This is a genomic window from Brevibacillus massiliensis (assembly GCF_000311785.1).
GTDB classification, from domain to species: domain Bacteria; phylum Bacillota; class Bacilli; order Brevibacillales; family Brevibacillaceae; genus Brevibacillus_C; species Brevibacillus_C massiliensis.
The window spans coordinates 679928-700755 of record NZ_HE978536.1; the positions used below are offsets into that span (position 1 = coordinate 679928).

Annotated in this window: 19 protein-coding genes, 1 pseudogene and 1 other annotated feature (1 of these 21 cut by a window edge); of the genes and pseudogenes, 5 read left to right on the forward strand and 15 right to left on the reverse strand. The window is 52.6% G+C overall.

Annotated features, from left to right (window positions below; all coding sequences use genetic code 11):
- The first annotated feature begins 121 nt into the window (after positions 1-121).
- The 3 genes from HGBM_RS07185 (at position 122) to HGBM_RS28860 (ending at position 2116) form a co-directional block, all read left to right on the forward strand.
- Positions 122-817, forward strand: a complete 696-nt coding sequence (locus HGBM_RS07185) for an aspartate/glutamate racemase family protein (protein ID WP_019120417.1) — start codon at positions 122-124, stop codon at positions 815-817.
- Positions 818-902: 85 nt separating this feature from the next.
- Positions 903-1262 (forward strand): L,D-transpeptidase, encoded by a 360-nt coding sequence (locus HGBM_RS07190; protein WP_026074259.1) that lies wholly within the window; start codon positions 903-905, stop codon positions 1260-1262.
- An 89-nt stretch (positions 1263-1351) separates the two neighbouring features.
- Positions 1352-2116: a copper amine oxidase N-terminal domain-containing protein gene (locus HGBM_RS28860; RefSeq protein WP_019120419.1), complete on the forward strand. Its 765-nt coding sequence runs from the start codon at positions 1352-1354 to the stop codon at positions 2114-2116.
- Between the two features lie 267 nt (positions 2117-2383).
- On the opposite strand, the pseudogene HGBM_RS29400 reads toward HGBM_RS28860, so the two are convergent.
- From HGBM_RS29400 to kynU, 7 genes and pseudogenes are all read right to left on the reverse strand, one after another.
- Positions 2384-2860 (reverse strand): annotated as a pseudogene (locus HGBM_RS29400) (MmgE/PrpD family protein); the annotation flags it as partial.
- The gene (locus HGBM_RS07200) at positions 2829-4079 is read right to left on the reverse strand and encodes a M20 metallopeptidase family protein (protein ID WP_019120420.1); all 1251 of its coding nucleotides are present in this window, start codon (positions 4077-4079) and stop codon (positions 2829-2831) included. The pseudogene HGBM_RS29400 and the gene HGBM_RS07200, both read right to left, overlap by 32 nt.
- Before the next feature lie 366 nt (positions 4080-4445).
- A complete protein-coding gene (locus HGBM_RS07205) occupies positions 4446-5072 on the reverse strand; it encodes a pyridoxamine 5'-phosphate oxidase family protein (RefSeq protein WP_019120421.1) in 627 nt (208 codons plus the stop codon).
- Positions 5073-5234: 162 nt separating this feature from the next.
- Positions 5235-5855 carry an arylformamidase gene (kynB, locus tag HGBM_RS07210; RefSeq protein WP_019120422.1) on the reverse strand — a complete coding sequence of 207 codons (621 nt, stop codon included), beginning with the start codon at positions 5853-5855 and terminating at the stop codon, positions 5235-5237.
- 18 nt (positions 5856-5873) lie between these two features.
- The gene (gene kynA, locus HGBM_RS07215) at positions 5874-6722 is read right to left on the reverse strand and encodes a tryptophan 2,3-dioxygenase (protein ID WP_019120423.1); all 849 of its coding nucleotides are present in this window, start codon (positions 6720-6722) and stop codon (positions 5874-5876) included.
- Positions 6719-8107: an amino acid permease gene (locus tag HGBM_RS07220; protein ID WP_019120424.1), complete on the reverse strand. Its 1389-nt coding sequence runs from the start codon at positions 8105-8107 to the stop codon at positions 6719-6721. Before HGBM_RS07220 ends, kynA begins: the two co-directional genes overlap by 4 nt.
- A 33-nt stretch (positions 8108-8140) precedes the next feature.
- Positions 8141-9427, reverse strand: a complete 1287-nt coding sequence (gene kynU / locus HGBM_RS07225; protein WP_019120425.1) for a kynureninase — start codon at positions 9425-9427, stop codon at positions 8141-8143.
- Positions 9428-9603: 176 nt separating this feature from the next.
- Here kynU and HGBM_RS07230 point away from each other — a divergent pair, with 176 nt between their 5' ends.
- Positions 9604-10218, forward strand: a complete 615-nt coding sequence (locus HGBM_RS07230) for a TetR/AcrR family transcriptional regulator (protein WP_019120426.1) — start codon at positions 9604-9606, stop codon at positions 10216-10218.
- A 401-nt stretch (positions 10219-10619) separates the two neighbouring features.
- Here the strand turns inward: HGBM_RS07230 and HGBM_RS07240 are convergent, their stop codons facing one another.
- Positions 10620-11330, reverse strand: coding sequence for a glycosyltransferase family 2 protein (locus tag HGBM_RS07240; RefSeq protein WP_019120428.1), 711 nt, complete (start codon positions 11328-11330; stop codon positions 10620-10622).
- Positions 11331-11516: 186 nt separating this feature from the next.
- On the opposite strand from HGBM_RS07240, the gene HGBM_RS07245 reads away from it, so the two are divergent.
- Positions 11517-12131, forward strand: coding sequence for a polysaccharide deacetylase family protein (locus HGBM_RS07245; protein WP_019120429.1), 615 nt, complete (start codon positions 11517-11519; stop codon positions 12129-12131).
- Positions 12132-12143: 12 nt separating this feature from the next.
- On the opposite strand, the gene HGBM_RS26875 is transcribed toward HGBM_RS07245, so the two are convergent.
- The 7 genes from HGBM_RS26875 to HGBM_RS07290 form a co-directional block, all read right to left on the reverse strand.
- Complete coding sequence (locus HGBM_RS26875; RefSeq protein WP_175577999.1) at positions 12144-12302, reverse strand: hypothetical protein; 159 nt, start codon at positions 12300-12302, stop codon at positions 12144-12146.
- Between the two features lie 131 nt (positions 12303-12433).
- Positions 12434-12799, reverse strand: coding sequence for a zinc ribbon domain-containing protein (locus HGBM_RS26880; protein WP_019120431.1), 366 nt, complete (start codon positions 12797-12799; stop codon positions 12434-12436).
- 346 nt (positions 12800-13145) lie between these two features.
- On the reverse strand, positions 13146-14297 hold the full coding sequence (locus HGBM_RS07265; RefSeq protein WP_019120433.1) for a mannitol-1-phosphate 5-dehydrogenase: 1152 nt from the start codon (positions 14295-14297) through the stop codon (positions 13146-13148).
- Positions 14298-14299: 2 nt separating this feature from the next.
- Positions 14300-14737: a PTS mannitol transporter subunit IIA gene (locus tag HGBM_RS07270; protein ID WP_019120434.1), complete on the reverse strand. Its 438-nt coding sequence runs from the start codon at positions 14735-14737 to the stop codon at positions 14300-14302.
- Between the two features lie 3 nt (positions 14738-14740).
- The gene (locus HGBM_RS07275) at positions 14741-16837 is read right to left on the reverse strand and encodes a BglG family transcription antiterminator (protein ID WP_019120435.1); all 2097 of its coding nucleotides are present in this window, start codon (positions 16835-16837) and stop codon (positions 14741-14743) included.
- A gap of 64 nt (positions 16838-16901) precedes the next feature.
- Positions 16902-18320, reverse strand: a complete 1419-nt coding sequence (locus tag HGBM_RS07280) for a PTS mannitol transporter subunit IIBC (protein ID WP_019120436.1) — start codon at positions 18318-18320, stop codon at positions 16902-16904.
- Between the two features lie 822 nt (positions 18321-19142).
- Positions 19143-20675 (reverse strand): 2-isopropylmalate synthase, encoded by a 1533-nt coding sequence (locus HGBM_RS07290; RefSeq protein WP_019120438.1) that lies wholly within the window; start codon positions 20673-20675, stop codon positions 19143-19145.
- A 96-nt stretch (positions 20676-20771) separates the two neighbouring features.
- Positions 20772-20828 (reverse strand) — a binding site (T-box leader); it runs 173 nt beyond the window's last position.

The following is a 20828-nucleotide window of genomic DNA, read 5'->3' on the forward strand; positions in this document are numbered from 1 at the left end:
TTTTTTTTCGACCTTTTTCTATTACCTATCCGCAGAACTTTCCCATCGAGGAAGTAACGTCGCAGATGATCCGCGAATTCTGTTATGATGATTGTACGAACCACGACGCGAGGTGGACATGATGAAGACAATCGGCCTGATCGGCGTGATGAGCTGGGAGTCATCGCTGATCTACTACCAACTGATCAACCAAAAAGTGAAAGAAAAGTTGGGCGGGCATCACTCGGCCAAAAGTTTGCTGTATTCGGTCGACTTCCACGAGATCAAAAACCTGCAGCACGAAGGCAAGTGGGAACAGGCGACCGAGCTCATGATCGACGCAGCCAAAAGACTGGAGCGCGGCGGAGCGGACTTCGTTGTTATCTGCACGAATACGATGCACAAAATGGACAGTCAAGTGGAAGCGGCGATCACTATCCCGCTTTTGCACATTGCCGACGCGACAGCCGGCGAAATACGGCGGCAGAACATCAAAAAGGTCGGCCTGTTGGCCACCGCATTTACGATGGAGCAAGACTTTTACAAAGGCAGACTTGCCGAAAGATTCGATCTGGACGTACTGGTGCCGGGGGAAGTTGACCGGAAGCTCGTCCACGATATCATCTATCAGGAGCTTTGCCTGGGTGTGATCAAGCGGGAGTCCAAAGACGCTTATGTGGAAATCATCAAAAAACTGGTCTGGGACGGCGCTAGAGCGATCATTCTGGGTTGTACGGAGATCACGCTGCTCATCTCTCAAGAAGATTGCGAGGTACCCGTGTTCGACACCACCAAAATCCACGCCGAATCCGCTGTAGAATGGGCCCTGCAGGCTTAGCCCGGGATCGTCGGCCGCCACGTACAGCTTTACGGACGCCGCATAGGATACAGGAAGCGCGTTTTCCCCTGAGGAGGTGAACGTCATTCCTTCCTACCGCATCCGCATTTCCATCTCGAAGCTTCAACTGTACTTGTACGATGGAGATCGCCTTGTGCGCTCGTTTCCCGTGGCATTGGGCAAAATCGCCACTGCTACGCCGCGCGGCGATTTTACCATCGTCAATAAAGTCCCCTACCCGAATTCCTATCCGGGCGGGCCGCTCAGCGCATTCGGAACGATGTGGATGGGGCTCAGCAAGCCGCACTACGGCATCCACGGCACCAACAACCCGGCCTCGATCGGCAAGTACGTCTCCCACGGCTGTATCCGCATGTACAATCAAGATGTAGAGGCGCTGGCCAGGCTCGTGCCCATCGGAACACCGGTCAGCATTCGCGAATAACATTTCTGGCCATCCATCGGATGATGCCCTATAATTTAGTAAAAACGCGACTGTACACTCTTTTGCGTACGACAAACGGGGGAAAACCTTTGAAAAAAATTCTGCTGCTGCTCGTCTCCATCTGCCTCTTGACCGTTCCTCTCTGCGCCGCCGCCGCTCAGCAACGCCAGGATCAGCCCCTGGATATCGAGGTTACCCATGTAACGCAAAACCGCGATTCCCTGATCGTGCATGCGATCGTCGCCAATGTCGGGAATGCGACGCTGGATCACTTTACCGACCTGCAGCTGAACGTCTACAACAACGACGAACAATCGACCGGTTTGCGAAATGAAGGGGAGTATTCCGGCGAGACCGCCTTGTCTGCCCTGACATTGGCTCCGGGTCAAACCGTTCCGGCGACTTTTGTCCTCTTCGACACGAAAGATATGAACGTGAACACCGTTGTTTTTAAATGGGCGGCCCATTACCAGGTCGCCGATACGCCCGACTTTACGACAGGCATCCACGTCTTCATCGACGGTTCAAAGCTTCGCACAGATGCCCTGCCGCTGATGGTCAAAGACACGACGCTTGTGCCGATGCGGGCTGTCTTCGAACAGCTGGGGGCGGACGTCGCTTGGGATCCGCAAACCCAAACCGTCGCGGTCACGAAAGGGGATACCAAGGTAACGCACGTCGTAGGCTCCTCTGTATTGGAGGTGAATGGACGCGAGGTCAAAATGGATGTGCCCTCGATTACCGTAAGCGGCCGTACCATGGTGCCGCTCCGGGCCTTCACCAGCAGTCTGGACTGCAGCGTGCAGTGGGGAAGAACGGGGGAAGCGACGACCATCGCCATCACGTCTTGGTAGCGCAAAAACACTCTCTGGCGGAAATGCAGCATTCTCCGTGAGAGAGTGTTTTTGCGTCGCCCTCTTGTCAGTTGTTTGGCGTACCGATTCAGCGGTTTGGGCCGTTTGCTTACAATAAGGCAACTCCTGCAAATCCGTTTCGCTGTGTAAGGCTGTGTTCGCGGCGATCACCCGCCCTGCCCTGGCTGGGTCGTCGGGCCAAACAACCGTCAGCTTTTGCTGAAGCTCAGCCGGCGACAGGCGATTGCCGGCGGCTCCCCGCGGCCGGTCGACACGCGCCGTATACACGCGGCCCTCCTTCGCAATGACCTTCACGATCGTAAAACGCCCTTTTGGCACGGCATGGGATGCCGGCTGTACCGTCTCGTCATAGGATCGCTCCACGCGCTGCATAAACCGCGCGATGTCAGCCAGGATCGGCGCATTGGCAAAGCTTTCGAGCGACAGCGGAACGCCGAGCAGCGCCAGCGCGACGACGTATTCTGCGCTGAACCGTCCCTGTTCTCCCGTGGCGAAACCGGCGGCGACAGCGGCGGCAATCCCCCCCAGTGTCGCGGTATTGTGCCAGCCTTTTGCATAGTGGTCGGCGCCGATCGAAAGTCCCAGTCTCGCCACCGTCTCTACTCCGACGGCGTACGCCGCCAAAAAGCGCTCGCCGCTAAGCCCGCCCGCTGCCGCCTTGCTTTTCACGCTCTGGTAGAAGGCCTGGGCATCAGAGAGGTTGTTTTGCGCCGTAAAGATCACCTCTGCTGTCCGCGCCGCCAAGTGCCGGGCCGGGTTTGACAACGCCGCCGGAAAGGTAATGGAACACGGCAGAAACGAATACCTTGCCGATCACCAGCATCGCCCGTTCGTCTACGTCGAAGTTGGGGTGGTGATGGGGATAGGTGGCCTTGATCTCCGGATTGCCCCCTCCCGCGAAGAAAAAGGTGCCGGGAACCTTTTGCAGATAGTAGGCAAAATCCTCGCCTCCCATGCGCGGGGGCAGGTGCTTCACGTTTTCTTCCCCGACGATTTGTCTTGCCAGCTGCTCTACCCGTCTGGTCTCCTCCGGATGATTCCATACGGCGGGATACCCTCGGCGATATTCAACTTTTGCCGCTGCTCCCGCTCCTTCGCAGACGGACGTTGTTATCTGCCTGATCGACTCTTCGATCGAGGTGCGCACTTCTTCCTCAAAGGTGCGGACTGTCCCCGTGATCCTGGCTGTCTGCGAGATGACGTTGAAGGCTTGGCCCGCTTCAAATGTGCCAACCGTCACGACAGCGGTTTTTAACGGGTCGACGCGGCGGCTGACGATCTGCTGCAGATTCATCACCAATTGGCAGCCGACGACGAGTGAATCCACCGTCTTGTGCGGATAGGCGCCATGGCCGCCTTTTCCCTCGATCTCAATTTCAAACGTATCCGCATTAGCCAGCAGGTACCCTTCGCCTACGCCTACGGTGCCGATCGGTTCGTCTGAGGAGACATGGGCTCCGTAGATCACATCCACCCCGTCCAGGCAGCCGTCTGCAATCATCGGCTTGGCTCCGCCGGGGAGAGACTCTTCGGCAAACTGGTGGATAAACACGACACTTCCTTCCAATTCTTCCCTTGCTTCACTCAGCACCTTGGCTGTGCCCAGCAGTGCCGCCGTGTGCAGGTCATGGCCGCAGGCGTGCATCACACCGGGAATGCGGGACTTGTACTCCACCTCTTTTGCGTCCTGGATCGGCAGCGCGTCAAAATCGGCGCGCAGTGCCACTGTCTTCCCCGGTTTGCCTCCCCTCAGGCAGCCAACCACGCCTCTTCCTCCGACTCCCGTCCGGACTTCCAATCCCAGGGTGGTCAGGAATTCGGCGATCTTTTTGGGCGTGTCCACTTCCTGAAAGGAAAGTTCGGGATACATATGCAGGTCTCGGCGGAACCTCACCAACTCCGGATATATCTCATCCAGTCTGGCAAACAGATTTTCTAACATCAGAATCACTCCTTCGATTGGAAAATGTTTGTCTCCTCCATGGAAATGACTGACACCTTGTTGCCAACGCCCTCCGCTTCGCCTGATTGCGACTGTCCGATCAACGTGCCGCATTCCAGTTTCAGCTCGGTGCTGGCCGACTCTGTCTCACCGTCGTTCCCCCATGGTTACAAATCGAAAAAGAATACATATATTCTATTTCAATCCGAATCATTCTGACAACATATAAATATCATATTTTACCGAATTTTCTGTATAATACAGACTGTAATTTCCCTTTCTCCTACACTATCGACTCCTCCTTACCTGTATTCTGATGAACGATACATAAGAAAAAACCGCCGGGATTTCCGGCGGTAGATTTGCTTAGCTTTGCCAAGCCTGGTCTTCTCTTTTATTTGCTTTCACCTTGAAAAAATCTCCGCCTTTCAAGGTCTCGTCGTCCGTTCCCCAATGAATCTCCTTGTCCAGCTTTTTCATCAGCGGGATGTGCTTGGAGCAATGAATGTAGGCCTCGTCCACGCGAATCGCTACCCAGCGTTCGACGAGCCGGCTTTCATCGCGCTGGATGCTCTCCATCAGCCCGTCCGGCAAAGAAAACATCTGCTGCAGCTGGTCATTCTCGACCACGGCAGCGCCTCCATTTACATGCAGGCCGATGCCGTACTTGACGAAATCGACAAACAACAAGCCAATATGCGGGTTTTCCGTTATATTTCCCAAACTGGCCATCACGCCATTGCCGCGAAACTCCGGGTAAATCAAGGTACGCTCGTCAACGACCCGGACGAATCCGGGATTTCCGGTACGGATCGAGGTGTCGCAATTCCCTTGGCTGTCGGCGGTCGAGATAAACACCATCTCTTGCTCGCGGATAAATTGCACCATCTCCGGGTTGAGGTAATCGATCATCTGATTATCGTAAAAAGATTCAGCTCTTCTTCGCGTTCCGTACTTTTGCTGCAATGCGCGCTCCCCTGCCGAGCCCTTCATGCTGGTCCCTTCCCTTCGCAAACACGAAATACCACAACAGCAAGACATTATATCACATCAGGGCTGGTTCGTATGTGGATGAAATGCGAACGTGTCAGGGAAGAGAGCCGGTATGATGAAGGCCGGATCATCGCCATACCCGTGTTTACGGTTTGTCTCAGATTATTTTTTCAGCACAGCGCGCACCGGGCTTCCATCTGCTTCAACCAAAGGCAGCGGAAGGGCGATCAATTCGTAATCCCCCGGAGCGACATCGTCCAAGACAAGCCCTTCCAGGATGTGGATGTCATGACTGGCAAGTTCATGATGGGCTGACAGTTCCTTGCTGTCCAAAGGATCAACCGACGGCAAATCAAGGCCAATCAGGCGAATGCCGAATGCGGAAAGATGCGCAGCCAATTCCGGCCGGAGATGGGGAATGGTTTCCGGAAACACGCGGCGGTCCTTCCACCCATCCGTGCGGATCAACAGCCGGGTGACCCCTTTGAGATCGATACCGGCCAGTTCATTCACTCCGATCGATGCATGATTGGGCAGATGGACGACGCGGGCACGGCCGATGTAAACATCGAGATCCAGTTCCATGACCCTTTTTCCCGCATTGTCAAAATGAAACGGGGCGTCAATATGGGTGCCGGTGTGTACGCTCATGCTGATTTGACCGACATTGACAGATCCGCTCTCTTCCTTGCTCCAATTCACTTTGTAGGCAAATGGCGTGTCCCCCGGCCAGTTTGCCACCTTATTGTCGAGAGGTTGTGAAATATCAATCCATGTCCCCAAGCCTGCCGCCTCCGTTTCTTACAGCTTCGTTCTGAGACTCCATAGCTCCGGGAAGAAGTGCTGATCCAGAGCCTTTTTTAAATAAGGAACCCCTGATGAACCGCCTGTTCCCTGTTTATGGCCGATAATTCTTTCCACTGTCGTCATGTGGTTAAAACGCCATAATTGCTGCTGACTTCCGATGTCGACCAGCTTTTCGGCCAACTCGTACAGATCCCAGTACTGATCAACATTGCGGTAAACGGTCAGCCACGCCTCTTCTACACTGGCATTTGGCTGATAGCTTTGCGACCAGTCCCTGTCGAGAACTTCTTCATCAACAGGCAATCCGCGCACCGCAAGCGCACTGATGGCCGCGTCGTAAATACTCGGCTCGTGAAGCGCCTGCAGCATCTGCTCGTACAGAGCTTTTTGATGTTGAAAAACAGCTAACGTGTGGGCATTTTTATTTCCCAAAGCAAATTCAATCAACCGGTTCTGATACGATTGGAACCCGGAGGATTGGCCCAGCTTATCCCGAAACTCCATGTATTCAGCCGGCGTCAAAGTAGAAAGGACACTCCACGACTGAATCAGTTGCTGCTGAATTCTCGAAACGCGCGACAGCATTTTAAATGAGGGCTCCAAATCGTTCCGGCGAATACACCCAATAGCCGCTTTCAACTCATGTAAAATGAGCTTCATCCACAGCTCGCTCGCCTGATGGATAATGATGAAAAGCATTTCATCATGGTGATCGGAACACCGGTGCTGACTGGATAAAATCTTGTCGAGATGGAGGTAATCCCCGTACGACATCGCTGTTCGAAAATCGGTTTGAATTCCTGACTCCAACCCCGTACCTCTGTTTTGCTCCTCGCTGTTCATTTTGCAACGCCCCTTCCTTTTTTCCAGACGAAGTAAGCAGCAGACAAAAACAGCAGCCACGGAATTCCGAACTGAAGCATAATTTTAAAATCCGTAAACCATGTCGATACCATTAAACCAAAGAGCAGAACCGCTCCCAAAATCGTTAAATAGGGAAAGCCAAGCATCTTCACCGGCAGTTGGCGCCCGCCCATCTCCATCCACTTTTTTCTGAAAAACAGATGAGAGACAAACACCATCAGCCAGGTAAACATCGCGCCGAACATGGAAATCCCCATCATCATTGCGTAGGATGAATCCGGGAGGATCGCGTTGATGCCTGCGGCAATAATAATCCCCAGCGTAGATACGGCAAGTGCGCTGACGGGAACCCCTTTCCTGCTGGTTTTTCCCAAAAAGGCAGGGGCGTGATTGCCCTGCGCTAATGAGAACATCATCCGCGTGGAGGCGTACAGCTGGCTGTTCATGGCCGATAAAGCCGCCGTTAAGACGATAAAATTCATAATTCCAGACGCGCCGGGGATATTCAGGATTTCCATTACTTTTACGAATGGACTTTTATCGATGCCCGCCATTTTCCAGGGAACGATCATGAGCATGATGCCGATTGTCAAGACGTAGAAAGTAGACAAGCGAAATACCGTTGATTTCAGCGCTTTCGGTACGGCAACGTCAGGGTTTTTTGATTCCCCCGCGGTGACCGCTATCATCTCCGTTCCCAAAAAGCTGAAGAGAGAAATGAAGATGGCAACCCACATTCCCCACCAGCCAAAGGGCATAAACCCTCCGTCATTGACCAGGTTTTGGGGTCCGATATCCGGCTGTTCCGATGTTCCCAACAGGATATAGGACCCGAGCAGGATGAACCCGAAAATGGCACTGATCTTGATCATCGAAAACCAATACTCGACCGTGCCGAATGCGTGAACACTGTTGGCATTGATATAAATGAGCAAAACGGCACACAATGCAATCCAGACGATATCGGGCACCGCCGGAAACCAGTATTTCATATATACGGCTACCGCGCTTACTTCTACTCCAACAGCAAGGACGTTGGCTACCCAATACGAGTAACGAACAAGAAAGCCTGCCATGGGATTCATGTATTTTTCCGAGATTGTTCCAAAGGATCCTGAAGTGGGATGAGCGACCGTCATCTCCGCTAAACATCCCATTAACAGCAATACGATGAATGCGCCGATCGCGTAACTCAACAGTACGCTTGGACCCGCTGTTTGAATCGCCAGCCCGCTGCCGAGGAACAATCCTGTCCCAATGGCACAGCCCATGGCAATCATCGTCAGCTGGCTTGTTTTCAAATCGCGCTTCAACCCATTCTCGCGTTCCTTTTCATGCTCCAATACGATATTGTTATGCACCATATGTTCGTCCCCTTTTTTCTTGAAAAGGTTCGTCTAAGAAACGACTTCCCGTTCATTAGGATACAGCTTGTATTGTTCCTCCGCCATGATTTTTTTGAGGATTTGCACGACCTTCCAAACCTCCGTGTAGGAAGTGTAGAGCGCAATCGGTGCAAGGCGAATGACGTTGGGTGCCCGGAAATCGGGAATCACGCCGTTCTTTTTCAACGCTTTGCAAATGCGCGCGGCTTCTTCATGCTCAAGGCTGACATGACCTCCGCGGCGCGCATCCTCTCCCGGTGTGCCGATGAACAACCCGTAGTCTGCCAACTCGTGTTCAATTAAATTCATGAGATACCGATTGATATGCAGAGACTTTCGGCGAATGTTCTCAATGCCGGCTTCCGCAAACATTTCCAAGGAACCGATCAAAGGGGCGAGACTTAATACGTGCGGCGTACCAATTTGATACGCTCCCGCCGTTTCGGCAGGCGTCAGCGTATGCTCCATGTCGAATTGCTTGTCTTTTCTCGACCCGAACCATCCGGCCAATCCAGGGTTCGCGCCAAAGTGTTTGCGATTCACGTACAGGCCGCCGACACTGCCAGGTCCGCCGTTTACGTATTTGTAATTGCACCAATAGGCAAAGTCGACGTCCCATTCGCTAAACGAATGCGGAATCGCTCCGACCGAATGGCATCCGTCAAATCCGATGAAAATGCCTCTCCGATGAGCTTCCGCCGTCAATCGCTGCATGTCGAGGACCTGGCCGCTGCGGTACAGAACGGTTGGCAGGATGATCAAAGCGATGTCATCGGTCATGGCGTCGATGATATCCTCTTCTTCCAAAAATCGGCCATCCCGGCTTTTTACGCGAATCAGATGGGTATCCGGGTCGTATCCACGGATGCGAAGCTGGCTTTGCAGGGCATAAATGTCAGACGGAAACGTGAGTTCATCTGCCAAAATTTTGGTTCGCGTCCCTTGCGGCTGATAAAACGTAGCGACAAGCTGATGCAAATTGACCGTTGTGGAACCGGTTACAATTACTTCCTCAGGAGATGCTCCGACCAGCGGTGCGCTCAGTTCCCCCAAACTCTCCGATAAGGTAAACCACGGATGATTCCCCTGTGTCCATCCATCGATGCCGTGTTCCCTCCAGTCGGCTACAGCTTCCAGGAGTGTGCGTTCAGCTCTTCTCGAAAGCAGCCCTAATGAATTCCCATCCATATAGATGGAATCAGGCTTTAGATAAAACTCTGCACGAAAGCGTGAAAGGCTGTCCTCTCTGTCCAATTGTTCTGCGTAATCCAACGTAGGCAGAAAGTGATCCGAAACCACAATATTCCTCCCTTTGACGATCAGTCTCACATTCTGGGGAAATCATACCAATAAATATGACATGATGTCAATATTATTATTCATACAATTCAATCAAAGGCAAATCTTTTATTTTCACTGAAATCCTTATATGCTAGAAGATAATTTATTCGGTACGGGAGGAAGCAGAAGTGAGTATGAAAAAAATCAAGGACCGGCGGCATTTGCGCTCGGCAGTGACCCGCCAAAAGCTGTTGGAAGCCGCGAAAGAAGTATTTCTGGAGGAAGGTTTTCAAAAAGCGACGATTTCCCAGATCATCAAAAAGGCCAATGTCGGATACGGAACCGCCTATGTTCACTTTGAAGGCAAAGAGGATCTTTTGAGCGTACTGATGGAACATGTCATGGAGCAATTTTATGAGATAGCCGAGATCTCCTTCTTCCCAAAGTCGAAAGCGGAAGCGGAGCAGATCATCCAAAAACAGGCCTACGCCTTTTTAAAAATGGCGGAGGCTGAACGGAATATGCTGCAGCTCTTCGAACAGGCGATTGGCGTGTCACCTGTGATTTCCAACAAGTGGAAGTCAATCCGCGAAAGGTTTATCCAGCGAATCTCCATGGACATTGCCTATTCACAGCAAAACGGGCTGGCAAGAGCAGACGTAAACCATGAGCTCGTGGCGCGTGGCTGGTTTTTCACAAATGAAATGTACCTGTGGGAAATTGTTCGAAACGAACATCGCAGTTCTGTCGAAGAGATTGCCCAGACCATCACATCCCTGTATACGACAGGCCTTTATCCCGTTCGTTGACAACCCGCATTCTATCTGTTGTTATTTTTACCGATAAAATTATGGAATGCGCCTGGTAAAGGGGGAAGTCCATTTTGGCAGAGGCAACGGTTCGGGTTTAGGCCGCTTTTTTCGTCATGTTATTCAGTCTATGGAAAATGGAGGAATGGCCATGAAGCGATAAGCAATGGTCTTCTTGACGGCGGCTGCGGCACTTTTGCTCATCACCGGCTGCAGATCGGGCCCTGCAAGCAGCAGCAGCCAAACAGGAGATACGGGAGGCGGGAACATTTCTGCCAATCTGGACAGTGCAGCAGATACCCATAGTCCCCTTCCCGAGGTAATTCGAACGGGGGATATTGAAAGCGCGGAAAAACTGTTCATCGTTCATATGAGAGAAGTCTGGTGGCGCATAAAGGAATTCACGCCTCGTCACGGCTTACAAATTTGTAAATGTTTTTGACGTAGGGAAAGATCTTGACGTTGCCGGACAAAAGCTCGGAGTCGCTAATCCGCCAGGTGTGGTCCCGGGAGCCTTTCCTGCGGATGGCAATGAAATGAGCCCGTCCGGCTGAGTATACTTTTAACCCTTGCTCTTTGCAATCCCGGCAAAATTTGCTGTCTTCTCCAACGGTCCGATCAGAGAAACGGACCTTGCCGAAGACATGTTTTCTTATCACCAAAGTAGCGCCAGGGAGAATCTGGACATATTGATTCTCCGCTTCCGGAGAGCGAAGCGCCAACAGCTTCTTTCCCTCCAGCCAGACGTAATGGGAAGACTTGCCGATGACGTCCGCATTCGTTCGTTCAAATACCCGCATGGCATCCGTCAGATAAGCGGGAGAGTAGTAATCGTCATCGTCAAACTTTGCGATGTGGTCGTATTTCGATTGCTCCACCCCGTAATTCAAGCACTTGCCCAGCGACATCTCCTTCGGCAATTGGTGCACGGATACGCCAGGCAGCCTTTTCGCAACTCTTCTATACATCTCGATCGGTGCGTGATCGTTGTGAACGATGATGATCAGCTCCTTCTTCTCCCAAAGCTGCCGATCGTAATTGAGAAATATATTTTTGATATACGCCGGTCGTTTCGTCACCGTAATGATGGAAACACCCTTGTCTTTGGCCATTTTCCCCCCTCCTCAAACAAAACAGCCTGCATGTCTGAATGGACGACATCTTCTCGTAAGATGATCAATACATTCATATGTTGCGGCATTGAGATTGTTCTATAGCATCCGTCCCTTGGAGAGACAGCCTTTTTTCGCATATATATGAAGGTGAGAGTTGGAGCGCTGTTTGGGGGGAGGGTTTCCATGTTTGAAGGGAAAAGAACCGCCTACCTCACATTCGACGACGGGCCGAACGAAGCGACTGAACTCATCCTCGATACACTGGCCCGCCATCAGGCGGAAGCTACTTTTTTCATGTTGGAGCCGCAGATTCGCCGCTTTCGGGACACAGCCCGCCGCATCATCCGTGACGGACATGCGGCGGGGCTGCACGGAGTCACCCATAGGGAGAAACAATTCTACGCCTCAGAGCGGTCCATTCTCCGAGAGCTGAACAAAACCCGCAAGACATTGCGACGCGTCACCGGAGAGGTGACCGTACTCGTCCGCACCCCTTACGGAAGCATTCCTCACATGAAGCCTTCCTATCTGGAAGCGGTGAGGCGGGCCGGTTATCAGGTATGGGATTGGAACGTGGACAGTCTGGATTGGAAGTACCGCGACGCAAGGCTCGTCGAGCAGGTCATAAAGAGAGTAAACCGTCTAGAAAATGCGGCATCCAGCCCTCCTCTGGTCATCTTGCTGCACGACTTGCCTGAGACAGCCCGGCTGCTGCCGGAGATTATCAGATTTATGAAGGGGCGGGGGTATCTGTTGAAAAGGCTGGAGCCTTGGCTTGAGCCGGTACGGATAAGATGAGGACAAGCGATTTTACTGGCTTAGTTCCAGCACTTCATCCGGGTCTGCGTCTATCCGGCCGTAGTATCGCTTGGAGCGGAAATTATGGATCTCCTCGCAGGCTTTGGCCATTTTTTTCAGAACAGCCTCTTGCGGCAAATCCTCTTCCGGACTCCAATAGTAGATACTCATCTCATACGTCTTACCGCCTTGGCCTTCGCGCCGGTACTGGATCCGATCGGCCTTCTTAAAGCCGTTTTTCCGTTGAAGACTCCCGCCACCTTCGCCTCGCGTAGAGGTGGGGGATTTAAATGTTTCCTGTCTTACACGACAAAAATACATTTCGGATGCTTCAAACACCCATTATCCCTTGCTGATTGGATCAGTGCAGGACTATCTTTCCCACCCAAGTACTTTCGTAAGATATTCAGACTCCCGTTTACATCTGCATTGATCTTGAACCCTGAGTTGGATACAAACAGGCCTCGGTGAGTGCGTCGCTTGGGTGCGTATGCCTTCCTCGAAATCATCTCCTCATCAAGCGCAGAACAGCCGCTGGTGTAGGCTTCATTCTGCTTGACAACGGTGATCCCGAGGAGTTTGGCCTTGTAGGTGATGAGATCCACAAAACGGGCATGGGGAATCTGCACAAACATCTTGCGGAGATTCTCTTGCTTGATGTCTTTCATGTCACCCATGCGAGGGTATGACAGCGATGTTTCAGCGCGAGATCCACGACCTTCCAACTCGCTTGATGCAAGAAGTTATGGACATAGCGATTCCGTTTTCCTTGCAAAGAACGAATACGGTGTGTACGAACAAATTCCTCACGCTTGCCGGTTTGTTTCATGGCGATTTTCGATTCACCTCCTTCTCCTTATTTTACCTCAGAGAGGGAAACGTATGTTCTGAAAAGTAGTTCAAAAGCAAAAAAAATCGCATTCATCTCACCACCTATAGAAGTGGGAGTCTCCTGCGAAGATTAGATAAAAGTTGGAAATGCCGGAGCAAGCTGCCGGCAGCCTTCTGCTGGTCTTATCTGTTTTGCCGCAGGGCGCTGTTCTGGGACATGATCAACGAAAACAAGGGGGAGTCCTGGGGAATGCCGGTATACTTCGTGATCGTCCGCTCGATCCCTCTGTCCCGAATGCTGGCCGCCAGCTCCAGCGCCTCTTGATCCTCCGGATAGTCAAAATGCAAGGCGGCGGCGATTCCCGCTGCCAGATGGACCGGTTGGATCCGGTACGCCAACGCCTGTCTCGCCGGACTCACCAGACGGTCATCCGGCGAGAGCTTTCTGAGCGGAGACCGTCCCACGCGGGTCACGGCATCCGATATCCGCGGATTTTCAAAGCGGCCGAGGATTTTTTGGATGTAGCGCTCATGCTCATTGGGGTCAAAGCCGTGCTTTTTGACCAGCATTGCTCCCGATTCCGCCAATGCCCCCCGGGCGGTCCGGGAGATATACTCGTCGCGGATCGCCTGATCGATCGTTTCATAGCCGAGTGCGTACCCGAGATAAGCGATCATCGCATGCCCCGTGTTCACGGTAAAGAGTTTTCTCTCGATATACGGAGTCAGGTCGTCAACATAGGTGACACCGTTAATCGCCGGGATCGGACCCTTGATCTGCGTTTGATTGACGACCCACTCGTAAAATGGCTCGACGATGACGAAGAGCTTGTCGTCGTGCTGCTGGATCGGCACGATCCGATCGACGGCGGCGTCGGGAAATCCGACCAACTCCTCCGCTGCCGCCCGCTCCTCTTCGCTGAGCGATTCCCAGACGTGTGCCTTCAGCTGCGTGCTCCCGCCAATCATGTTTTCGCAGGCGATGATATTGAAAGGGCCCCGCCCTTCCTTGATCCGCAGGGAAATTCCCCTGGCGATCACCGGAGCGATATGGCGCAGGATGTTCGGGCCGACAGCCGTCGTGAGCAGATCGGCCTGGGCGATGGCTTTTGCCGCCGCTTCCGCATCCTGACCGTTTATCGCCCGTACACCAGTGACGGCAACGGTCTTTTCTCCCGCTTCTGCCAGCTGGATGGTGTACTCCTGCCTCCGGTTGATCTCATTGACGATGTCTTCGTTCACATCGATAAAGCAAACCTCGTAACCTGCCTGGTGCAGCAGTTGTCCAATAAACCCCCGTCCGATGTTTCCTGCCCCATACTGAATCGCCAGCATCGTTATTCCCCCTTTTCGAGGATTTCGATCATCTGCTCGGGCTTGGCCGCCTGTACCATCGATTTGACGTTTTCCTCCTCCATGCAGACCTCGGCAAGCTTGGACAGAATCTCCAGATGTTCATCGCCCTTCCCGGCAATTCCGATGATCACGTAGGCGATATTTCCGTCGCCAAAGTCAACGCCGGAAGGCACCTGCACGATCGAAATCCCGGTCGATTTGATCCATTGCTTCGAGTCGTTGGTGCCGTGGGGAATCGCTACGCCGTTCCCCAAATAGGTCGTCAGCATCTCTTCGCGCTCCAGCATTTTCTCTATATATTCCGCTGTCACATGGCCTTTTTCTACGAGCAGTTTTCCAGCCAGCCGGATTGCTTCTCTCTTGTTTTCAACCGAGGCATTCAGCATGATTTTGTCCGCCGAAATGATGTTTTGTGCCATACTTTATTCCTCCACTCTTATCTTTTGTTGCAGATGGCCTTGCAATTTTTTGGCCAAATAGGCATGCATCTCTTTTGATTGGCCCAAGCTGAACAGGCGTTTCGCTTCTTCCTCGATGAAGAGCGAACTGATCTCGCTCAACACCTCCAGACCTTCCTTGTCCAGCTTCTTCGGCCCGAGCAGGATCAGGATCGTCTTCACTTCGATCAGATGGTTTTCCATGGAACGCACGGAAATGCTGCCTTGAAGCTCAAATACGCCAAAAAAAGCTTCCCGGATATACTCGCTGCGGCTGTGAAACAAAGCGAGCTGCGTACCTGGAATCCCCAAGCCGCCCAGCTTTTCCCGCTCCAGCAGCTGCCTGCTGACTTTCTGCCAATCCGTAATCGCTCCGATTTGCCCGAGCTGCCTGCAAATCTCTTCCACGGCAGCCTCCACATCGTCAAAGGCGCGCGGGATCTTTTGGAAGCAAAATCGCTCCAACACGCCGAGCACATGGTCGAGGCTGGCTTTGAGCGAATGCAATTGGCTGACGGCATGTTCCGACCGGGCGGTTGCGATGCGTCCGGCAGGCGGCAGCTGCCTGCTCAGGCCTGCCAGGTAACCCCTGATTTTTTGAATGTCTTCCTTGGTGAGCAATGGATTGACCAGGACGTAGTCACTCGCGATGCCGGAAAGCTGTATCGTGGAAATGATCAGATCGTATTCGCTTTTGGGAATGCTGCCTAGATCGAACAAGGAGACGTTGCGCAAACTCTCGATCTCCGGGATTTCTTTTTTGATCCGGCTGGCCAGTATTTTCGACGAGCCGATCCCGCTTGAGCAGACGATGAGGGCCCGAAACCGGGCAGTCTTCCGGTTCAGCCGCTCCAGAGCGGCGCCAAAGTGCATGACCAGATAGCCAATTTCCTCTTCCGGGACGGCGAGGCCTTGAAACACCTGCCCGACGGCATCCCGCAATATGTCAAACAGACTGGCGTAATTCCGCTTGATTTGATCGAGCAGCGGGTTTCTGATCCGCATGTCCTGCATCATGCGAAAGATCGCCGGCTCCATATGGGTCAAAAGGCCTTGGGCCAACGATTGGTCGTGTTCCAGCCGCACGCCCAGTTTTTCCCCACAGATCTCAATCAGCCGCTTGATCTTTGCCATCAGCTCTACGTTGTCGGACAAATAGGTATCCTGGTAGGAATTCCTCACCTTGGCGCCGCGCAGGTGCATGGCGATGTAGCCGATTTCCTCCTTGGGAATCTCCATCTGCAGCATGTCTTCCAGACGGGCCAACATTTTTTCTGCCGCCTGGTACTCTTGTGTTCCCGAGAGCTGGCGCAGGTGTTCTTCGCGAAAGTGAATGTTTTCTCCCTTCTCGACCCGCTCGATCGCGAGCGCCAGGTGAATCACCAGCCCGATGAAAGCACTGTCTGCCAGTGGATAGGGCAATTCGCCCTCCAGATCGCGCAATGCGTTTTCGACGACGATCAGTTTCTCTTTTTCGATGAGGCCGAGCACCCGTTCCGAAACGGAGTTGACCCGGTGCTGCTTTTTCCGATGGATCGTATCCTTGATCCTTGCTACCAGTTCGTACTCGTTGAGATTTTCCGAGATCAGGCTGGTGATGGCGAGCCTTTTTGCCGTCTCGCTCCCCTGAAGTTCAATGCCGTATCCCCTTCTTCTGACCAAGCGCATTCCGTACTGCCCGATCTTCTCTTCCAGCTCATCCAGATCGTGGCTCACCGTGGCTGTCGTCACCTTCAGGTCATAAGCGAGCGAGACCAGCTTGACCGGCTCGACGGCTTCCAGCAGACTGCATAAAATGATGATTTTTCGTTCATTCGGCGTAAAGTCGTCTGCTGTCGTGCGAAAGAGATCCTCGCGCAGCCTCTCCTTATCCTCCGGCGCCCCCTCCAGCTGCACCCCGACCCCGATCTTTTTGATCAGGTTCAGGTGATAGCTTGCAAGCGCCTGGGTCAGCTCATCCAGTTCGCGATGGACTGTCCGCGTGCTCACGTCTATCTCTTCGGCAATCTCCCGGATGGTGATTTCATGCGGCGCTTCCAGCAGCTTTGCCAGAATCATCTTTTGTCTTGAGGAGAAACGCATGGTCATGACCCCTTCTGACAGAAAGAGTATACGCTAGTCTGTCACAAACTAGCGTAGGATTCCCTTATTTTAGGCGCTCCACCAGCCGATCATACTCCGGGCTGGCCAGAAAGTTCTCAATGGAGATGTGCTCGGCATGAGGAGCCTTCTGCTTTGCGCGCTCTGTTAAATTTTTATGCGTAACCACGATGTCGGCATCGTCGGGAATTTCATTGATGGCCGTATTGGTTACCGTGATATCCAATCCGGCATCTTTGAATTTTTTCCGCAAGGTAGAGGCGCCCATCGCGCTCGAACCCATTCCGGCGTCGCAGGCAAAGACCACTTTGTTTACCGGCTTTGCCGGTTTGTCCGCAGCCGCAGCAGGTGCTTCCGCGCCTTTGTTCCCTTTCAGTTCTTTCATTTTGGCCGTTGCCTGTTCCAGATCGCCTTCTTCTGCGTCTTGTTTGGATGTTTTTAACAACAAGGTCGCGATCAGGAAGGAAACGGCTGCAGCCGTCAGCACGCCCGCCAGTACCGGCAGCAGGCCGCCTTTTGGAGACATCGCGATCAGAGCGAAGATACTGCCCGGCGACGGAGGCGCCACCAAGCCCGCATCAAATACGCTGAAGGTAAACACCCCGGTCATTCCGCCCGCGATGACCGCCAGGATCAAGCGCGGATTCATCAAAATGTACGGGAAGTAGATCTCGTGGATCCCGCCGAGGAAGTGAATGACCACCGCACCCGGAGCCGATTGTTTTGCCGCTCCTCTGCCGACCAGCCAGTAGGCGAGCAGAACGCCCAGCCCGGGACCGGGATTGGCCTCCAGCATGAAGAAGATCGACTTGCCCGCATTGGCCGCTTGTTCCACGCCCAGCGGACTCAAGATGCCGTGGTTGATCGCGTTGTTCAGGAACAAGATTTTCGCCGGTTCGATAAAGAGGCTCGCAAGCGGCAGCAGGCCTGCGTCTACAATGACCTGAACGCCGGCAGCCAGCACTTTGCTCAGCGTCTCGACAACCGGACCGATGGCGAGGAATGCGAGCAGGGTCAGCAGACCGCCGATAATCCCGGCTGAGAAGTTGTTGACGAGCATCTCAAAGCCGGAGCGGATCTTGCCTTCGATCGCCTGGTCAAACTTTTTGATGATCCAGCCGCCAAGCGGCCCCATGATCATGGCTCCCAGAAACATCGGAATTTCCGTTCCCACGATCACCCCCATCGTGGCAATGGCCCCGACGACACCGCCTCTCGTATCGTGAACCAGCTTACCGCCTGTATACCCGATCAACAGCGGCAGCAGATACGTAATCATCGGACCGACCAACTGGCCCAGATGCTCATTTGGTATCCAACCTGTGGGGATAAATAAGGCGGTAATCAACCCCCAGGCGATAAAGGCACCGATATTCGGCATTACCATCCCGCTGAGAAAGCGGCCAAATTTCTGTATGCCGACACGCACGGAAGAATCCGCTTTCATTTGTGCACGTTCCGCCATGCTTAAAAACCCCCTTCTGATGTTCTGCTAAAAATGGATGAATCCCGCATGGCTCCAATATATGCGTTTTCAGTTATAGGTTCAACAAAATGAAAACAAACTATCGTCACACCTCTAGTTGACAAAATTGCATGTGGAGCATGAAAAGGGAGATGATTGGTTATCACAAAAAGAAGGACTTCCGCTTTGGAAAGTCCCTCTCCGCGTTCATAAGCGATTTACTTTTGATTGTTTAGCAGCCGAAAGAACTCCGGTTCCGGTTTCATCAATTTGACGCCTTTTTCTGATTGCAGATATACCTCTTTATCGCCTTCAAAGAGAACCTTACCCTCTGTGTTGCCAAATTCAATTACCGTTGAGTGCTTGCGCGTTTCTGCATCTTCATCCCCATCAATTGATTCGTTAAAGTTCCTCTTCTGTGAAATATTATATAATATTAAGGAATCTGAGATCTTGGTAAATGATTATAAATAGGAAAAAAACGAGTACTACAAATATCAGCCAAGAATAAATTTTCATTTTACCTTGCATTACTCTATAGATCAAAAAGGTTAAGACACCCAAGATGACAATATTGCTGAAGATGGCAGTTAATAAAAACATTTTTTATTATTAACCTCCAATGAGTCAAATACCTGGGTAGTTAATACCAAGGCAAAATCGGTTAAAAATAACCTCAGGAGTAACAATTGAGAAACAGAAACTGTCTGCTATCGTCTAGCTACATTGTTTTTAAGGCATATCCCGTCCCACTGCTGGCAGTGAAACGGGATATTTTCACGCCATTGGCCACTGCATGGCACGGCGGCAGCCCGCGTCCTATCAAACGGTGACCAAATCCAGGAGTACGGCATTGACGCCGTTTAAAAAGGCGAGTGCGCTGGCTTTGATAATGTCCGTGTCCATCGCCCGTCCAGTGTAAATCTTGCCCTGGTACTCGATGCGGATATTCACCCGGCCGATGGCGTCTTTTCCCCTCGACAAGCTGTTGATCTTGTAGTCTTTCAGGTGCACATCCAGACCCACCAAATCCTTGATGGCGCTGTACAAAGCTTCAATCGGCCCCTCTCCGACGGCGCTGCCCTTCATCGTCTCGCCGCCCTGTTTCAATTTGACGGTTGCCGTCGGATACAAATCATTGCTGACCACCTGGAAGGAGAGCAGTTCGTAGAGACGGCTGTTGCCGGCTTTAATCGTACGGTGATTGGTCACCAGGTAAAACACATCGTGGTCGTACACTTCTTTTTTCGCGTCGGCCAATGCGAGGAATTTTTCAAACAGCACCTCGAAGTCGGCAGTGTCGCTCGTGTCAAAGCCCAGCTTCTCTACGGCGTTTTTAAAGGCATGGCGGCCGGAACGGGCGGTCAGGATCAGCTCCATGCTTTCCGCGCCCACTTCTTCGGGGGACATGATTTCATAGACCTGCCTGTCTTTCAAAAGGCCGTCCTGATGGATGCCGGAAGAGTGGGCAAAGGCGTTCGCTCCGGTGATCGCCTTGTTCACCTGCACATCCAGTCCCGTCAAGTGGCTGACGAGCATCGAGGTTTTGAGCAGTTCTTTCGTATTGATGCCGGTGTGGCATTGGTAGAAGCTCTCCCGCACCTTGAGCGCCATCACGACTTCTTCCAGCGATGCGTTGCCGGCCCGCTCCCCTAGCCCATTGATGGTGACTTCGATTTTATCCGCGCCATTTTTGACCGCGGCCAGCGTATTGGCCGTTGCCATTCCGAGGTCATTGTGGCAGTGAACGCTGAGGATCACATCCGGATTCAATTTTTTCAGCCGCTCGTTAAGCCGCCGAATCAGTTCGCCGTACTCTTCCGGAACAGCAAAGCCCACGGTATCCGGCACGTTGATCATGGTGGCTCCCGCTTTGACCACAGCTTCGATCGTCTTCCAGAGGTATTCAAAATCCGACCGCGATGCATCCTCCGTAGAGTACTGCACCTGGGGCAGCAAAGTCTTGGCGTACCTGACCGCGTCAACGCCCATTTGCAGCACGGCATCCTTGGAGCGGCTGAACTTCTTCTCCACGTGAATGTTGGAAGTGCCAAGCACAATGTGAATGAGCGGGTCCTTGGCGTCCTTGATGCTTTCATAGACGGCGTCTATATCGCTTTTCACCGCTCTGGCCAGCGCCGTGATGGTCACGCTGTCTCCCACGCTGCGGGCGATTTCCTGCACAGCTTGAAAATCTCCCGCGGACGAGGCGGGAAAACCTGCTTCAATAATATCTACCTGGAGTCGCTTCAACTGCTGGGCGATCTCTACTTTTTGGTGCAAATTCAGCTTGGCTCCCGGAACTTGCTCGCCATCGCGCAAGGTCGTGTCAAAAACGATGATTTTACGGCTCATTCTCTTTTCCTCCCATGCAAACAGGAATGTATATCTATCATCAAGCAGGCTTGGTTAAACCCGGACTTTAACCAACTAAAAAACCCCGTCTCTACGTATAGAGACGAGGTTTAACCCGCGGTACCACTCTAATTCATTTCCTGTGAAATGATC

Coding starts and splice junctions, on each gene's coding strand:
- HGBM_RS07220 (WP_019120424.1), bottom strand. CDS start 8,107: ATGGTGCATAACAATATCGTATTGGAGCATGAAAAGGAACGCGAGAAT.
- HGBM_RS07230 (WP_019120426.1), top strand. CDS start 9,604: ATGAAAAAAATCAAGGACCGGCGGCATTTGCGCTCGGCAGTGACCCGC.
- HGBM_RS07280 (WP_019120436.1), bottom strand. CDS start 18,320: ATGGCGGAACGTGCACAAATGAAAGCGGATTCTTCCGTGCGTGTCGGC.
- HGBM_RS07245 (WP_019120429.1), top strand. CDS start 11,517: ATGTTTGAAGGGAAAAGAACCGCCTACCTCACATTCGACGACGGGCCG.
- HGBM_RS07205 (WP_019120421.1), bottom strand. CDS start 5,072: ATGAAGGGCTCGGCAGGGGAGCGCGCATTGCAGCAAAAGTACGGAACG.
- HGBM_RS07275 (WP_019120435.1), bottom strand. CDS start 16,837: ATGCGTTTCTCCTCAAGACAAAAGATGATTCTGGCAAAGCTGCTGGAA.
- HGBM_RS07265 (WP_019120433.1), bottom strand. CDS start 14,297: ATGCTGGCGATTCAGTATGGGGCAGGAAACATCGGACGGGGGTTTATT.
- kynA (WP_019120423.1), bottom strand. CDS start 6,722: ATGAACAGCGAGGAGCAAAACAGAGGTACGGGGTTGGAGTCAGGAATT.
- HGBM_RS07185 (WP_019120417.1), top strand. CDS start 122: ATGAAGACAATCGGCCTGATCGGCGTGATGAGCTGGGAGTCATCGCTG.
- HGBM_RS07240 (WP_019120428.1), bottom strand. CDS start 11,330: ATGGCCAAAGACAAGGGTGTTTCCATCATTACGGTGACGAAACGACCG.
- HGBM_RS07270 (WP_019120434.1), bottom strand. CDS start 14,737: ATGGCACAAAACATCATTTCGGCGGACAAAATCATGCTGAATGCCTCG.
- HGBM_RS07200 (WP_019120420.1), bottom strand. CDS start 4,079: ATGTTAGAAAATCTGTTTGCCAGACTGGATGAGATATATCCGGAGTTG.
- HGBM_RS07290 (WP_019120438.1), bottom strand. CDS start 20,675: ATGAGCCGTAAAATCATCGTTTTTGACACGACCTTGCGCGATGGCGAG.
- HGBM_RS26880 (WP_019120431.1), bottom strand. CDS start 12,799: ATGAAAGACATCAAGCAAGAGAATCTCCGCAAGATGTTTGTGCAGATT.
- HGBM_RS26875 (WP_175577999.1), bottom strand. CDS start 12,302: ATGAGTATCTACTATTGGAGTCCGGAAGAGGATTTGCCGCAAGAGGCT.